14 protein-coding genes and 1 tRNA gene are annotated in these 15,996 nt (G+C 31.9%); 12 read left to right on the top strand and 3 right to left on the bottom strand.

Annotated features, from left to right (window positions below):
* Positions 1 to 120 precede the first annotated feature (120 nt).
* The 9 genes from HGK31_RS04825 (at position 121) to HGK31_RS04865 (ending at position 11,065) form a co-directional block, all read left to right on the top strand.
* A complete protein-coding gene (locus tag HGK31_RS04825; RefSeq protein ID WP_191858707.1) occupies positions 121 to 570 on the top strand; it encodes a ferritin-like domain-containing protein in 450 nt (149 codons plus the stop codon).
* A gap of 156 nt (positions 571 to 726) precedes the next feature.
* On the top strand, positions 727 to 5,112 hold the full coding sequence (gene dnaE / locus HGK31_RS04830) for a DNA polymerase III subunit alpha (protein ID WP_191858708.1): 4,386 nt from the start codon (positions 727 to 729) through the stop codon (positions 5,110 to 5,112).
* 139 nt (positions 5,113 to 5,251) lie between these two features.
* Entirely contained in the window at positions 5,252 to 5,569 is a 318-nt protein-coding gene (trxA, locus tag HGK31_RS04835; protein ID WP_191858709.1) for a thioredoxin, read from the top strand.
* Positions 5,570 to 5,635: 66 nt separating this feature from the next.
* Entirely contained in the window at positions 5,636 to 6,565 is a 930-nt protein-coding gene (locus HGK31_RS04840; RefSeq protein ID WP_191858710.1) for a DUF58 domain-containing protein, read from the top strand.
* 77 nt (positions 6,566 to 6,642) lie between these two features.
* Positions 6,643 to 6,716: transfer RNA gene (locus HGK31_RS04845), tRNA-Asp, on the top strand.
* A 238-nt stretch (positions 6,717 to 6,954) separates the two neighbouring features.
* Positions 6,955 to 7,635, top strand: a complete 681-nt coding sequence (locus tag HGK31_RS04850) for a hypothetical protein (RefSeq protein WP_191858711.1) — start codon at positions 6,955 to 6,957, stop codon at positions 7,633 to 7,635.
* A 377-nt stretch (positions 7,636 to 8,012) separates the two neighbouring features.
* Positions 8,013 to 8,198 carry a hypothetical protein gene (locus HGK31_RS04855; protein WP_191858712.1) on the top strand — a complete coding sequence of 62 codons (186 nt, stop codon included), beginning with the start codon at positions 8,013 to 8,015 and terminating at the stop codon, positions 8,196 to 8,198.
* Positions 8,199 to 8,329: 131 nt separating this feature from the next.
* Positions 8,330 to 10,369, top strand: coding sequence for a tetratricopeptide repeat-containing sensor histidine kinase (locus tag HGK31_RS04860; RefSeq protein ID WP_191858713.1), 2,040 nt, complete (start codon positions 8,330 to 8,332; stop codon positions 10,367 to 10,369).
* 21 nt (positions 10,370 to 10,390) lie between these two features.
* Complete coding sequence (locus HGK31_RS04865; protein ID WP_191858714.1) at positions 10,391 to 11,065, top strand: response regulator; 675 nt, start codon at positions 10,391 to 10,393, stop codon at positions 11,063 to 11,065.
* 251 nt (positions 11,066 to 11,316) lie between these two features.
* Here the strand turns inward: HGK31_RS04865 and HGK31_RS04870 are convergent, their stop codons facing one another.
* Positions 11,317 to 11,826, bottom strand: a complete 510-nt coding sequence (locus HGK31_RS04870; protein WP_191858715.1) for a DUF456 domain-containing protein — start codon at positions 11,824 to 11,826, stop codon at positions 11,317 to 11,319.
* Positions 11,827 to 11,969: 143 nt separating this feature from the next.
* Here HGK31_RS04870 and HGK31_RS04875 point away from each other — a divergent pair, with 143 nt between their 5' ends.
* The 3 genes from HGK31_RS04875 (at position 11,970) to HGK31_RS04885 (ending at position 14,376) form a co-directional block, all read left to right on the top strand.
* Entirely contained in the window at positions 11,970 to 12,335 is a 366-nt protein-coding gene (locus HGK31_RS04875) for a BlaI/MecI/CopY family transcriptional regulator (RefSeq protein ID WP_104735422.1), read from the top strand.
* Positions 12,332 to 13,783 carry a M56 family metallopeptidase gene (locus tag HGK31_RS04880; protein WP_191858716.1) on the top strand — a complete coding sequence of 484 codons (1,452 nt, stop codon included), beginning with the start codon at positions 12,332 to 12,334 and terminating at the stop codon, positions 13,781 to 13,783. Before HGK31_RS04875 ends, HGK31_RS04880 begins: the two co-directional genes overlap by 4 nt.
* 116 nt (positions 13,784 to 13,899) lie before the next feature.
* The gene (locus tag HGK31_RS04885) at positions 13,900 to 14,376 is read left to right on the top strand and encodes a hypothetical protein (RefSeq protein ID WP_191858717.1); all 477 of its coding nucleotides are present in this window, start codon (positions 13,900 to 13,902) and stop codon (positions 14,374 to 14,376) included.
* Here HGK31_RS04885 and HGK31_RS04890 read toward each other — a convergent pair.
* Both HGK31_RS04890 and HGK31_RS04895 read right to left on the bottom strand, forming a co-directional pair.
* The gene (locus HGK31_RS04890; protein ID WP_191858718.1) at positions 14,373 to 15,104 is read right to left on the bottom strand and encodes a Bax inhibitor-1/YccA family protein; all 732 of its coding nucleotides are present in this window, start codon (positions 15,102 to 15,104) and stop codon (positions 14,373 to 14,375) included. The two genes, HGK31_RS04885 and HGK31_RS04890, sit on opposite strands and share 4 nt — an antisense overlap.
* Positions 15,104 to 15,979: a hypothetical protein gene (locus HGK31_RS04895; protein WP_191858719.1), complete on the bottom strand. Its 876-nt coding sequence runs from the start codon at positions 15,977 to 15,979 to the stop codon at positions 15,104 to 15,106. The genes HGK31_RS04890 and HGK31_RS04895 overlap by 1 nt, the downstream gene beginning before the upstream one ends.
* Positions 15,980 to 15,996: the final 17 nt, after the last annotated feature.

Genomic DNA, 15,996 nt, shown 5'->3' on the forward strand with positions numbered 1-15,996 from the left:
TTATCATTAAAGTGATATAATACTTGACTTGAGCACGTATTTCTGTTATACTGTTGTGGAAGATGTGAAACAATACGCATCTATAAAGAATTTATTGAAATTTAAATGAAAAGTAAGATTATGAAGTATTCAGAAGAAATTTCAAACAAGTTAAACGAATTATTAATTAAAAATTATGATGCTGAAAAAGGCTATTTAAATGCTATGGAGAATGTAGATTCTCCAGAATTAAAAATGTTCTTTAAGCGTCGCGCAACTGAACGAAGCCAATTTGCTAAAGAATTGCGAACTGAAATTCTGCGTTATGGAGAAATACCTGAAGATTCAGGAAGTTTCAAAGGTGCGATGCATAGAAATTGGATGAGCCTAAAATCATTATTTACATCAAATGATGAAGAAGCTATTTTAGAAGAAGCTATACGTGGAGAGGAAGCTAGTCTCGAAGAATATAAAGAAATTCTTAACGACAGAACGTTGCCGCCAAGTATTGATTCGTTGTTGATTAAGCAAAAAAATGCTATTCAAGCAGCTATTAATACTGAAAAAGTTCATGAAGAATTAGTGTCATAATTACATTTTAAGATAGAATGTTAAACGCAACCTTATGGTTGCGTTTTTTTGTTTACAACTGTTTATAACTTCACTTTAATAAAGAAGTATTTCTATGTATTTTTATAAGCTCGTTTATAATCTTTTGTGATACCTTTTAATTGATAGATTTTTAACATGTATTTAATTTTTGATACCGAAACTACGGGATTGCCAAAACGTTGGGATGCACCAATAACTGATACTGATAACTGGCCAAGATGTATTCAGATAGCTTGGCAATTACATGATGACATGGGTAATTGTGTTGATCATCAGGATTATTTGATTAAACCTGAAGGATTCAACATTCCTTTTGATGCTGAAAAAATACATGGTATTTCTACAGAATTAGCACAACAACATGGTGTGCCATTGACAGAGGTTTTAGATAAGTTCAATAAAGCTTTAAATCAAACAAAATTTGTTGTAGGACAAAATGTTGGTTTCGACCTCAATATTATGGGAGCTGAATTTGTGCGAGAAGATGTGGCCAACCATTTACAAGAACTTCCCGTGTTAGATACGTGTACAGAGCATACAGCTCAATTATGTAGAATCCCAGGAGGTAGAGGTGGTAAGTTTAAGCTGCCAACGCTTACAGAATTACACGAGTTTTTATTCAACGAGCCCTTTGCCGAAGCTCATAATGCTACTGCCGATGTAGAAGCAACAACACGTTGCTTTTTGGAGTTGGTTAGACGTGAAGAATATACCAAAGAACAACTTGATGTTCAACCGGATTATTTTAAACATTTTTCTGAAGCTAACCCTAAAGAAATTCAGTTAATAGGCTTAAAGCATATTAATTTAAAAAAAGCTAGCGCAAAAATACACGAACGGTTACAGCAAGCTCAAACCAATGATATTTCTGACCAAGAAATTAAAGAAAATATCTCCGAGCTTAAAGAGGTTGACTTTGTTCATTTGCATAATCATTCGCAATTTTCTATTCTACAATCAACCATCAGCATTCCAAATTTAGTTGCAGCAGCTGTTAAACATGGTATGCCAGCTGTAGCATTAACTGATCATGCTAATATGATGGGTGCATTTCATTTTGTGAAGCAGATAAATAATCACAACAAATCTGTAGAAGAAAAAAATAAAGCGGCTAAAGATAAAGGCGAAACACAAATAGCTAAAACTATAAAGCCCATAATTGGCTGCGAGTTTTTTGTTTGTGAAAACCACCAAGACAAATCCAGAAAAGATAACGGTTATCAAGTAGTCTTAATAGCGAAAACAAAAAAAGGCTATCACAATTTAGCGAAATTATCGTCTATAGCTTATACCGAAGGCTTTTACTACGTGCCTAGAATAGATAAGGAACTCATAAAACAATACAAAGAAGATTTATTAGTACTTACTGGAAACTTGTATGGTGAAGTGCCAAGTAAGGTTTTAAATGTTGGTGAAAATCAGGCTGAAGAAGCTTTACTCTGGTGGAAACAAGAGTTTGGTGACGATTTATACATCGAGATTATGCGTCATAATCAAGAGGATGAAAATCGCGTGAATCAAGTTTTAATCGAATTTTCTAAAAAGCATAATATTAAATTAGTAGCTACCAACAACACATATTATGTAGATAAAGAAGATGCTAATGCGCATGATATTCTACTTTGTGTTAAGGATGGTGAAAAGCAGGCAACACCAATTGGCCGTGGTCGAGGCTATCGTTATGGATTGCCTAACCAAGAATATTATTTTAAGTCTTCTGAAGGCATGAAGGAACTCTTTAAAGATATTCCTGAAGCTATTAGCAATATTCAAGACGTTGTAGATAAAATAGAGCCATACCAACTAGCAAGAGAGGTCTTGCTTCCAAAGTTTGATATTCCAGATGAGTTTAAGGATTCAAATGATGAAAAAGATGGCGGTAAGCGTGGTGAGAATGCCTTTTTAAGACATTTAACATATGAAGGTGCTAAAAAACGCTATGGAGAACTAACCGATGAGATTAAAGAGCGTTTAGATTTTGAGCTTGATGTTATAGAAAAAACAGGATATCCAGGCTACTTTTTGATAGTTGAAGATTTTATTCGTGAAGCTAGAAATATGGATGTGTCAGTTGGTCCAGGTCGTGGTTCAGCTGCTGGTTCAGTTGTGGCTTATTGCCTTTGGATTACTAATATTGATCCTATTAAATACGATTTACTTTTTGAGAGGTTTTTAAATCCAGATCGAGTGAGTATGCCAGATATCGATATCGATTTTGATGATGAAGGTCGTGGTCGCGTTATGGATTATGTTATTAATAAATATGGAAGTAATCAAGTAGCTCAAATTATCACTTACGGAACCATGGCTGCCAAATCTTCCATACGTGACACCGCTCGTGTTTTAGATTTGCCATTGTTTGATGCTGATAGAATTGCCAAATTAATCCCAACCATGTCTAAACTTGGGAAGATTTTTGGCATGGAAGAAAAGGAATTAAGTAAAAAATTCCGTGCAGAAGATTTAGAAAAAGTTAATCAGTTACTTAATATTTCAGATGGTGAAGATTTAGAAGCAGAAACTGTAAACCAAGCCCGAATATTGGAAGGTTCGGTCAGAAATACGGGTATTCACGCTTGTGGTGTTATTATCACTCCAGATGATATTACCAATTTTGTTCCTGTTGCAACTGCCAAAGATTCCGACCTATATGTTACTCAATTTGATAACTCGGTAGTGGAAGATGCTGGATTGTTAAAAATGGATTTTTTAGGGTTAAAAACTTTGACTTTAATTAAAGATACCGTTAAGATTGTTAAAGCGAAACATGGTATTACACTAGATCCTGACAACTTCCCCTTGGATGATGAAGCAACTTACGAGCTCTTCCAAAGAGGTGAAACTGTAGGTATTTTTCAATACGAATCTCCTGGCATGCAAAAACATATGAAGGACTTGAAGCCTACTGTGTTTGATGATTTAATTGCTATGAATGCGCTGTATCGTCCTGGACCAATGGAATACATTCCTAGTTTTATCGCTCGTAAACATGGTCGTGAGGATATCGTTTACGATTTGCCAGCTATGGAGGAGTATTTAAAAGAAACCTATGGTATTACGGTATATCAAGAGCAGGTGATGTTATTGTCGCAAAAGTTAGCCAGTTTCACTAAAGGTGAAGCCGATGTACTTCGAAAAGCCATGGGTAAAAAGATATTCGCCTTACTTGAAAAATTAAAACCGAAATTTTTAAATGGTGGTGAATCCAATGGACACCCAAGAGATGTTTTAGAAAAAATTTGGAAAGATTGGGAAGCTTTTGCGAGTTATGCCTTTAATAAATCACACTCAACCTGTTATGCTTGGATTGCTTATCAAACGGCTTATTTAAAAGCACATTATCCAGCAGAATATATGGCGGCTGTGCTTTCTAATAATATGAATGACATTAAGCAAGTTACTTTCTTTATGGAAGAATGTAAGCGCATGCGATTGGATGTTTTGGGCCCAGATATTAATGAGAGTTACTATAAATTTTCTGTTAACCAAGACAATGCTGTTCGGTTTGGAATGGGAGCTATCAAGGGTGTGGGTCATGGTGCTGTAATGACCATTGTTGAAAACCGTAAAAAAGATGGTCATTATAATTCAATTTTCGATTTTGCAAAGCGTATTGATTTACGTGCAGCCAATAAAAAAGCATTTGAAAATTTAGCATTAGCTGGAGGCTTTGATTGCTTTGAGAATACGCATCGTGCACAGTATTTTCATGATGATGGTGATGGTATTACCTTTTTGGAAAAAGCTATTAAATATGGAGCAAAACATCAAGAGAATGAAAATTCTGCACAAGTAAGTTTATTTGGAGAAGCAAGTGATGTACAAATTGCAGAACCAGAGGTGCCGCCTTGCGAAGAATGGGGAACTATGGAAAAATTAGCACGAGAAAAAGAAGTCGTGGGAATTTATATTTCTGGTCACCCATTAGATGATTTTAGAATTGAAATGAAAACTTTTTGTAATGCCAATATTGCGTTGTTTAATAATTTGGAGCAATATGTAAATCGTGAAATGACCTTTGGTGGCGTTGTTACTGATGTTCAGCATCGTGTGAGTAAACAAGGCAAAGGTTGGGCTCTGTTCACGATAGAAGATTATACAGATAGTTTTGAATTTAGAATTTTTGGTGAAGAATATTTAAAGTTTCGACATTTCCTTCTAAAAAATTCGTTTGTATATGTTAAGGTTTTTATTCGGGAAGGCTGGGTGAATCGGGATACAGGAAAGAAAAGTGATCCAAGGTTACAGTTTAATAGTTTTCAGTTGTTGCATGATGTTATGGATACCTATGCAAAGAAACTTTCTGTACAGCTAAATATTGCGGATCTTCAGGAAAAACGTATTCAAAGTCTTAAAGAGTTGTTTAATCTTCATCAAGGTGATAATGCACTTAATTTTGTGATTTATGATAATGAAGAGCAGATAAAATTAAACATGCCGAGCAGAAGGCAGAAAATAAAAATATCTCAAGAATTATTAGATGAATTAGAAAAACAGGATGTGTTTTATAAATTAAATTAATGCATTATTACTCGTTAAGAATAAATAACCTGAAACAATACATGCATAAGGAAAACAAATTGTCAGGTTGTAAGCTTTGGCATTTTTTTTGACTAATATTGCATAACAAATAGAAGTAGAACATATTAAATTATAGATTATGGCATTAGAAATAACAGATGCAACATTTGAAGAAACAGTATTAAAAAGTGATAAACCTGTAATGGTTGATTTTTGGGCAGCTTGGTGTGGACCTTGCCGTATGGTAGGACCAATCATTGATGAAATTAGTAATGAATATGAAGGGAAAGCTTTAGTTGGTAAGGTAGATGTAGATGCTAATCAAGAATTTGCTGCAAAATATGGTGTAAGAAACATACCAACAGTATTAGTGTTCCAAAACGGAGAAGTTGTAGGACGCCAAGTAGGTGTTGCGCAAAAAAGTGCTTACACTGAAGCGATTGATTCGCTTTTATAAAATACTTTCTAAAAGAAATGATAAAAGGTTTGTCCATGCGACAAACCTTTTTTAGTTTAGTCTCGTATGGATTTGCAATTAGAACTTAATAAAGCTGGTGGATTTAAAAATCTGGAACTTTTGGCCAAACAAGTGGTTGAGGGTTTTATTGCTGGTATGCATAAAAGTCCATTTCATGGGTTTTCATCAGAATTTGCAGAGCATAAAATTTATAATCAAGGTGAAAGTACCAAACATATAGATTGGAAGTTGTTTGCAAAAACTGACAGGTTATATACAAAACGGTATGATGAAGAAACCAATCTGCGTTGTCACCTAATTGTTGACAATAGTAGTTCAATGCACTATCCACAACTAGCTGACTTCAGCATTGATAGTTTAAACAAAATAGCATTTTCTGCATTAGCCTCGGCAGCATTAATGCAGATTTTAAAAAAGCAACGTGATGCTGTTGGTTTAAGTATTTATAGTGATAAGTATGATTACTATTCGCCAGAAAAAGGTAGTGAACGACATCATCAAATGTTATTGCATCAGTTGCGCGAAATGGCAATTTCAAAGCCTAAAAATAAGACAACAGATACATATACATACTTACATCAAATAGCTGAAAAGATAAAACGACGTTCGTTGATTTTCTTTTTTACTGACATGTTTCAAACAACTTCAGATGATGAAAAATTATTTGAAGCTTTACGCCATTTAAAATATAACAAGCACGAGGTAGTTTTGTTTCATGTTTTTGACAAGCAGCATGAACTGGAATTTAATTTTAGTAATACACCAAAGCGATTTGTTGATGTTGAAACAGGTGATCACATTAATCTATATGCTGAAAATATAAAAGAGAATTATGAAAAAGCTGTTGCTGATTATTTTTCAGAAATAAAACTTAAATGTATTCAGTATAGAATTAAATATGTAGAAGCAGATATTAATAAAGACTTTAATAATATCTTAATGACCTATATGATAGAGCGTCAAAAGTTTTTGTAAATAAAGATTAAAATATTTTAAAAAAAGGTTTGACTTATAAAAAAAGCCGTGTATATTTGCATCCGCAATAGAGCAACGGTCTGGTAGTTCAGTTGGTTAGAATGTCGCCCTGTCACGGCGAAGGTCGCGGGTTCGAGTCCCGTCCAGACCGCTAAATTGCTAAAGCTCCTAAATTTGGAGCTTTTTTTAGCAATAAAATTTAGTTGTGTTGTTTTATCTCAATAGAGATGTTGAGGTAAATGTAGGAGATATCCAATTGTGTTGGGTATTCCGATGGAAAGCTTTCCTTTTTTCTTTTTAAGAAGATTGGGATGCTTTTTTGTTTTACGATGGGCTCTGTTTATTTAAAAATATTATTATATTTTTAAGTAGTAAAAATATGTGTCTTTATGAACTCAAAATTATTCGTTGTAATTATACTTTGTTTTGTTTCTACTTCAATTTTTAAAGCCAATGCTCAAATCAATATAAATACAAATCCATATTGGAAAGGAGAAATTAGACTATTAGATGGGACCTCAAAAAAAGGACTTATTTTGGTTCCTAATTCTTCTGGAGAAGATTATATAGCATACAAATCTTCAGAAAATGGAAACAAAGAGACTTTTAGAAGAAAATTAATAGACTATGTGGTTGTTGCATCTGAAAATGGACGTAGTTATTTGTATGAAAACATCCCAGTTGCATATACAATAAAAGGGATAACTTCTAAAAACACTAAATTACTTCTAGTTGCTGCTAAAAATAATTATGTTACGTTTTATGTAGAATCTGGAGTATATAAGGTCGATGAAAAAACAAATGAAATTTATTTTTTATACAGATCTCAATTCGGAAATGATTTGCCAGCTACTTATTATTTTATTCGAAAACAAGATGCCTCAAACGCAAATTTATTTGCCTTATCGGGAAATAATATTGTAGGATTAAATAGTAAGTTAAAAAAAAGTGCCAAATATCATTTAACTGAAACACCTGACTTAATTAAGAAAATTGAAAAAAAAGAGTTAAAACACAATGATGTTCCAAAAATAATTAGTCAGTATATTTCCTCTACAAATGATATGTAGTTTTTATAATTTAAAAAAGTAATCTTTTTTTATGGATATATTATGTTGTAAGAAAATTCCAATTATCTCGCATTTAATCGATATAAAATGCATTTAAACGACTATTTAGTGTAATCACAGCCCTTGAATCTATATTTACTGTCCTTCAAATAAGTCCCTAAATCGAATTATTCAGCTTATTTAAGGTTTATTAATCCATTAAAGACAAGTTTTTGTCTATTCCCTCATGTTATAAAATAATAATTTGAAGCCTTTTTGGCATTTAAATATTTAAGGTTAATTATCCATTCTTCCCTCAACAGCGATTTTTAGTTTAAAAATCAATTTTATAGTAAATAATTAATAGCAAACTGTTGTTTAACCCTAAATGAACTAACATGAAAACCTTAAAAATTACCTTATTAGCTGCCGTTTTTTGTACAACCCTTACTGGATTAAGTATTAAGAGCGATGTGCCTACTACAGAGCCGAAGCAAGAAAAAGTAACAAAACAAGAAGACTTTTCATATGCTTTTGCAGTCAAGAGACATGTAAGAAAAGGAGAAATTCCTTCTAACGGATAAAATACCCTGCCTTTATAATACTTATGAACCCCTATAAATATTTAGGGGTTCATTTGTTGTTTATATAATTTAATATTCAATATCAAATTTGATACAAAATTTGATACATTTGAAGGACTTTGAAAACTCTTATGTCCTTTAAAAAAGTATTTACAATAATTATTCTTCTATTAGGAACAAATATTTGTGCTCAAGTAATGAGTGGAAGTTCCTCTCGTGATAGTCTTTTTTTTTATAGAAATCTTGCCGAAAACAAAAGTTTAAATTTAGATGAACGGATTAAAAATGTAAAGAAAGCAATTCGGTTTGCTAACGAATCAAAACAAGACACTTCAATCTTAAAAACTAAACGCTTATTAGTTACACTTTATTTAAATAAGATTGCTAGAAATGAAATGGAAGTTGATCCGCTTTACAAATTAAATCATGAAAACTTAATTCTAGCAAAAAAAGTTAAAGACACGGTTGCTCTTGGACATATTAGTAAGGTTTTGGCATATTACCATAAAGAAATTTACCAGACAGATAGTGCTTATCATTATTATTACAATGCATCTAAATATTTTGGTTCGCAAAACATGATAAATGAGCAGGCTGATGCCATCTATTATATGGCAGACATCCAGTTTGAAGAGCGTGATTATGTTGGTGCAGAAAACACAGCAGTTGAAGCAATTAAGCTTTTTGAAGAAATGCCTCAATCTGAATTTACTTTAGAAAACTTATGGGGTTTATACAATTTAATTGCTATTTCAGCTGATGAATTAAAATTATATGATAAGGCTATTGAATATCATTATAAAGCGCTTTCATATAGTGATAAAATGAAGGATAATTACCTTTATACTTTATACTCAAACAGTAACATAGCTTTAATATATAAGGAGCTAAACCAATATGATAAAGCTTTAAAAATTTATCAAAATCTATTTGAAAATAAAGTGCTTTTGATGGAAGCAATCAATAATTATGCTTTGATACTTGGAGACTATGCTCATTTAAAACACTTAATGGGCAACTACCCTGATTCTGAAATTAAAAGCATGTTATATGAAGCTTACAAGTTAGGTGATAGTATAAATGATAAAACTAGTATAATGTCTGTTTCCCTTAACGCTTCAGAATATTATTTAGATAAAAAAGAACTAGATTCAGCCATGTTTTTTTCTAACATAGCTTATAATTTAGGTAAGAAATCCTCAACCAATGATGTAATATTGAATGCATTAAAACTTAAATCTAAAATTGATACAACAGATAGGTCTGAAGTTTATTTGAATGAATACATCAAACTAAATGATAGTTTAGTCAATAAAGAACGAGCTATTAGGAATAAGTTTGCACGCATTGAACTGGAAACTGATCAGCTTGAGTTGAAAAATCAGCAGATAACCCGTGAGCGTATGTGGTTACTAATATTATCAGGAGGCTTACTTGTAACTTTAATTCTACTTTATATCATTATATCGCAAAGAGCTAAAAACAAAGAATTGAAACTTGTACAACAACAACAAGAGGCTAATGAAGAAATTTATAACCTAATGCTATCACAACAGGATAAAATTGATGAAGCGAGATCTATTGAGAAAAAACGTATTTCAGAAGAACTTCATGATGGTATTTTAGGTCGTTTATTTGGTACACGCTTGAGTTTGGATAGTTTGAATTTAAGCACAACTGACGAAGCCATAAAAACTAGAGAAGGTTATATTGTTGAGTTAAAGAATATTGAACAGGAAATCAGGAAAGTGTCCCATGAATTAAATACCGATTTTGTTTCAGGCTCTGGTTATGAAGACATTATTAGTACATTAGTTGAAACGCAGTCTAAAGCTTACGGCTTTAAAAATGATATTAGTATTGAAGGTGATATTGTCTGGGAGGATATTCCTAACAAAACAAAGATACATATCTACAGAATTATTCAAGAATCTCTTCAAAATATTTACAAACATGCCAATGCTACTCACGTTGAGATTAGCTTTAAATTAAAAAATAATGTAATTTGCTTGTTCATTACCGACAACGGATCTGGCTTTGATGTAAATAAAGCCAAAAAAGGAATAGGTATTAAAAACATGCATTCAAGAGTAAAGGAAATACATGGTGAACTTGAAATTACTTCTGAAAAAGATGTCGGTACCAGTATTTTAATTAAAATCCCAATCTAACCTATTAATTTTTAAAACCTAATGGAAAAAATAATTCGTATTCTAATGACAGATGATCACCCAATAATCATTGAGGGTTATCAAAATACGTTACTGGCAACTAAAAAAGACAATCAAAAATTACTGATAGACATTGCCAACAATTGTGACGAATCTGTAAAGTTTATGAACCGTGCAGTAGAAACTGAAAAACCTTATGATGTCTTGTTTATGGATATTAGTTTGCCACCTTCAACGGATGGTAAATTCAATTCAGGAGAAGATTTAGCAAAATATGCCAGAAAAGTCATGCCAGAGGCCAAAATTGTTATGCTTACCATGTTTAATGAGAATTATCGAGTACATAATTTAATTAAAAATATTGATCCTGAAGGCTTTTTAATAAAAAGCGATTTAACTTCTAGTGAATTAGCTAGTGCTTTTCAAGCTGTTCTTAACAATCCGCCTTTTTATAGTGGAACAGTCAATTCTATAGTAAGAAAGTCAATAACCAATGACATTGATTTAGATGACATTGATCGAAAAATTTTGTATTTACTCTCTCAAGGTATTCGTACTAAAAACCTGGTTGATCACATAGATATTTCTTTAAGTGCTATTGAAAAGCGCAAAAAGCAATTAAAGTTATTGTTTGATGTTCAAGATGGGAACGATGAAACACTTTTAGATGAAGCCAGACTTAAGGGCTTTATATAAAAATTCTTTCAAAAACTGTTAAAATTCAACATTTTATCATTTTTGAAAAGTTCTTGAAACACGCTGTATGATAGAATAGTACGGTTTTACCACAACAAGTTTACGGTTTTACCACAGCAAAAAGTTTATTTAAATACATACATTTGAAATATCAACGACAGATTTGATGAATCCCTCAAAAAATTTGTTGATAATAGCATTTACACAAACCCTGTGGTTTTCATACTAACCGAAAATCATAGGGTTTCTTCTTAAAAAGAAAAAAGACTACTCTTGTGTTCCCATACAGTCGATATAAAGAAACCAAGGTAGATTACAGCAACCAAAAATTTTATAAAAGTTCCTGTTAAAAATCCTAGAAGTGAACCAAAAGCAGCTCTCATAGCTGTTTTAGAATCTGATTTATTTAGTAATTCACCAACTAATGCACCTACAAAAGGCCATATAATAATACCTAATGGTCCCAAAACAGGAAAAATAATTGCAACCAATAGTCCTATGGTTGTGCCAATCATACCATATTTACTACCTCCAAATTTTTTGGTACCCATGGCAGGTATGATATAGTCTAGTGCGAATACAAGTAAAGCAATTAGTAAAGTAATACCTAGAAACACCCAATTGGTATCAACGGTATTTGTTAAGTGAAGTAATAACAGGCCAACCCAACTTAATGGTGGGCCAGGTAAAACAGGTAAAAAACTACCTATGATGCCTACTAGCATAAAAACAAATCCAATGAGCGTCAGTAAAATATCCATATAAATTTTATTGGTATGACGAAGATAAACAAAGAATGTTACAAAGTTTAAACTAAAAAATTAGTTTAAACTAATTTTTTAGTTATATTTGTATTCAACTAATTGTTTAGTTGACAAGTTTTATTGAACCATAAAGTTAGATGATGAAACAACTTACTAAAGCAGAAGAGGAGATCATGCATATACTTTGGCAGCTAGAGAAAGCCAATGTCAAACAAATAATTGAAGAACTCCCTAAACCCAAACCAGCATACAATACTGTATCTACCATTGTAAGGATACTGGAATCCAAAGGCTTTGTTGATTATGAAAAACAAGGCAAAGGTCATGTTTATTTTCCGGTTGTAAAGAAACCCGATTATAGTAACCAATCCATCAATACGTTGGTAGAAAATTATTTTCAAGGTTCTTTTAAAAGTATGGTATCATTTTTTATGAAGAAGAATGACATCAGTTTAAATGAATTGGAATCGGTTTTAAAAGAAATTAATAAAGACAATAAATCATGATACACTACGTCATACAAATTGTTGCATTTCAGTTACTATTCTTAATAGTTTACGATGCGTTTTTAAAAAGGGAAACCTTTTTTAACTGGAACAGGGCATATTTGTTAGGAACAGCAGTTTTGTCCATCTTACTTCCGCTTATCAAGATTGAAAGTTTTAGAAATGTTGTACCTCAAGTATATACATTTTCTTTTCCAAAATTTGCTTTTGAAACTCAAAACCCAATTGTTCTAAATGAAGTGGTACTAAAAGGAACAAGTACATCAAATAGTATCTTATCACATGTCCCTAACATTTTGTTACTTGGTTGTATTTTAGCATTGTTATACTTTTTATTCAGAATTTTTCAGATTTTAAAACTTGCTTATACCAATCCTAAAGTTAAACAAAAGGATTTTTCAATAATACAAGTTTCCAACAGTACAGTGGCTTTTTCATTTTTTCATTATGTTTTTATTGGAGAAAAAATTAAAACCCAAGAACGTGAGTCCATATTGAAACATGAGTTAGTTCATATTGAACAAAAACATACATGGGATTTGCTTTTTTTTGAAATACTTCGCGTAGTATTTTGGTTTAATCCATTGGTATATATGTACCAGAATAGAATATCAGATTTGCACGAGTTTATTGCAGATTCAAAAGCAATCAAGCAAAATAAAAAGCAATATTATGAAAACCTGCTGTCACAGGTTTTTGATATCAAATCAGTATCGTTTATCAACCCATTTTTTAAACAATCATTAATCAAAAAACGAATTATTATGTTACAAAAATCGAAATCAAGAAAAATTCAATTACTTAAGTATATATTGTTAATCCCTGTAGTTTTTGGAATGCTTTTATATTCTTCTTGCTCACAAGACAGACCTACAAAAGATGTAGCTAAACAAGAGTATAGAGTTAGCAATGAATCTCAAGAGAAAGCTTCTAGTGAAGTTTTGCAAAGCATTGCTGATTTAAAAGAATCTATTGCCGCAAAAGGGAGTATGACTGATGAAGAAAAAAATGCTTTAAAAACTTTAATGATGTTAGTTTCCCCTGACGGTCTTAAAGAACCATACTTTAAAGATGTAGTAAAATATGCTGAAATTCCTTATGGTGTCATTGAACAAGTACCTGCGTTTCCTGGTTGTGAAAAAGTTGAAACTAGAGAAGAAAGTATAAACTGTATGAGTAAAGAACTCAATTCTTTTATACTTAAAAACTTTAACACTAATTTATCTAATGATTTAGGACTTACCGGCGAGCAGAAAATTTCAGTTTTTTTCAAAATTGATGCTAATGGCCAAATAATTGACATTAAGGCTAGAGCCAATCATCCTGATTTAGAGAATGAAGCTATTAGAGTAGTCAGCATATTACCAACCATGATTCCTGGCGAACAAGACGGTGTAAAAGTAACCGTACCTTATTATTTGCCAATCAAATTTCAAATTAAGGAATAAACTAAATTGTCAAACTGTTAAAAACCGAAAACAACGTTTTCGGTTTTTTTATCTATAATTATCAATTTACTTAAAATTAATACAAAAAATTGTACTTTTCGGTATCATAACAAATTATGAAACAAGGGTATTTTATTTTAGCTTTTTTGGTTTTAACCTCCTGCAATTACTTTGACGTAAAAAAAACATCATCTGAAGCTATATTGAATGAAGAGCTAAAAACATTTACGTGGAATGAGGTTGATGAATATCCTTCATTTACAATATGTGATAATGAAATTTCAAAAGAAGGAAAAAAAAGATGCTTTCAGAATACGCTTATAGAGGCAATTTCAAAAAATATACAAGCGGATACTATTGTTGTATCTCAAAACATCAAAGACACCCTATTAATCAAATTTCAAATTTCTGAAAAGGGTAAGCTAACGGTTATGGAATATGATGTTGACTCATTAACATTGCACGAAATCCCGAATATTAAAAACCTTATAAATAATAGTTTGGATTCACTGCCAGAAATTTATCCTGCTGTAAAACGTGGTCAGCAAGTAAAAACAGCATTTACATTGCCTGTTATTATTCAAGCTTATTAAAAACGAATGGCAAGTTTGCGCATGAGTCTTAATATTTCGGCGTACAACCAAACCAATGTAACCAATAAACCCCAAGTAGCCAACCATTCTTTTTCTTTAGGGGCTTTACCTTTATAACGTTCTATGTAATCAAAGTCCAATAATAATGATAATGAAGCAAAGATAGCTGCAACTACATTAAAAGCAATTGCCCACCAAGATGTACCCCAAACAAAAACCTTAATTCCGAAGAAACCTAAAATCCATGAAATAATATAGGTTACAAAAATACTGGCACAAGCAGTAATTATAATACTTCTCAACTTTTTTGTAACAACAATTATTCGGGTTTGATATAATATCAACATCACAAAAAATGTAATAATGGTAACTCCAATTGCCTGATAAGGCATATTAGGGAATTTAGCCTGAATAAAACTGCTTATTCCACCTAAAAAACAGCCTTTGGCAATAGCATATAATGGTACTAGAAATTTTGCCCAATGCTTTCGTACCGAAATAATAATACTGATAACGATAGCGGCAAGCATCCCTCCAGTGGTAAACCACTTTACGTTGTAACCGTTATCATATAACTTCCAAATTCCAGCAGTTATCAATGCAATAATCAGTATAGAAACGAGAGATTTTATAATAATTCCAGTAACCGACATGGTTTGAGAATGGTGATTGTCATCATTCCAAAAATAATCTGAAAAAGCAGGGTTTGATGTTTTGTCTAAACGCACTACAAATTAATCTTATAGCCTAAAGCAAAATCTATTGGGAAATTGTCACTGTTATCAATAAAAATTGCATAAATATCATGATAGGCTAATGTGATGAAGCTGTTTTTTGTAATCCTTATGTCTGCACCTAAACCAAGTGTAAAAGGTACTTGAATACCAGAAGCTGATTCTTCGTAAATTCCAATTTCAGGATTACTAGACACATAAGTAGCATTTGAAGCCGTATAAGTAACCATTTTTAAATTTCCATAAAAATTAAAGGCCTCTTTGTTTATTATTCGATATCTGTAACCAATGGACAGTTGGGTAGAAGAATATTCAAAATCGTCAGCTTCTAGAGCATGTCTAAAATGAAAAAACAAAGCATGTCTAGGTAATCTGCTTTCTTCGAAAATTTCAAATTCTAATCCAAAAAACGGTACCGATTTATTATTTGGATTGGCGACAAATGGTTGATTGGTTAAACCACCAAAAGCCCCAAGTCTAGATTGTACTTTAGCACGCTCTGTATAATTGTAACCAACATCAGATGTCGCATTGTATTTATTGATGTATTCCTTTAAACTGAAAAGTGTCAGGTTTACTTTTTCAGCTGTTAGCCCGTAGTCTTTTGTTAGATTATTTAAAACTGCCTTATATTCTTCTTGATATTTACGTGTTTCTTCATTTTTAGTATTTACCAATTCTTGGATGTTACCATTGTTACTTCTTACAAAATAGCGGTATTTACCATCAAAAATATTCCATAACAAGTCCAAATTACCTTCTACTTCAGTTTTTAATTCCAGTGTTTCATTATTGACGTTATAGGTTTCTTGGGTAAATCCAGAAATGCCAAAAGCAATGAAACAGAATAAAAATAGTAGCTTTTTCATTTTACAAATGTTTAGGT

Source organism: Hanstruepera ponticola, assembly GCF_012931685.1.
Taxonomy (GTDB): domain Bacteria; phylum Bacteroidota; class Bacteroidia; order Flavobacteriales; family Flavobacteriaceae; genus Hanstruepera; species Hanstruepera ponticola.

Coding starts and splice junctions, on each gene's coding strand:
- HGK31_RS04825 (WP_191858707.1), top strand. CDS start 121: ATGAAGTATTCAGAAGAAATTTCAAACAAGTTAAACGAATTATTAATT.
- HGK31_RS04855 (WP_191858712.1), top strand. CDS start 8,013: ATGAAAACCTTAAAAATTACCTTATTAGCTGCCGTTTTTTGTACAACC.
- HGK31_RS04880 (WP_191858716.1), top strand. CDS start 12,332: ATGATACACTACGTCATACAAATTGTTGCATTTCAGTTACTATTCTTA.
- HGK31_RS04870 (WP_191858715.1), bottom strand. CDS start 11,826: ATGGATATTTTACTGACGCTCATTGGATTTGTTTTTATGCTAGTAGGC.
- dnaE (WP_191858708.1), top strand. CDS start 727: ATGTATTTAATTTTTGATACCGAAACTACGGGATTGCCAAAACGTTGG.
- HGK31_RS04840 (WP_191858710.1), top strand. CDS start 5,636: ATGGATTTGCAATTAGAACTTAATAAAGCTGGTGGATTTAAAAATCTG.
- trxA (WP_191858709.1), top strand. CDS start 5,252: ATGGCATTAGAAATAACAGATGCAACATTTGAAGAAACAGTATTAAAA.
- HGK31_RS04850 (WP_191858711.1), top strand. CDS start 6,955: ATGAACTCAAAATTATTCGTTGTAATTATACTTTGTTTTGTTTCTACT.
- HGK31_RS04885 (WP_191858717.1), top strand. CDS start 13,900: ATGAAACAAGGGTATTTTATTTTAGCTTTTTTGGTTTTAACCTCCTGC.
- HGK31_RS04860 (WP_191858713.1), top strand. CDS start 8,330: ATGTCCTTTAAAAAAGTATTTACAATAATTATTCTTCTATTAGGAACA.
- HGK31_RS04875 (WP_104735422.1), top strand. CDS start 11,970: ATGAAACAACTTACTAAAGCAGAAGAGGAGATCATGCATATACTTTGG.
- HGK31_RS04865 (WP_191858714.1), top strand. CDS start 10,391: ATGGAAAAAATAATTCGTATTCTAATGACAGATGATCACCCAATAATC.
- HGK31_RS04895 (WP_191858719.1), bottom strand. CDS start 15,979: ATGAAAAAGCTACTATTTTTATTCTGTTTCATTGCTTTTGGCATTTCT.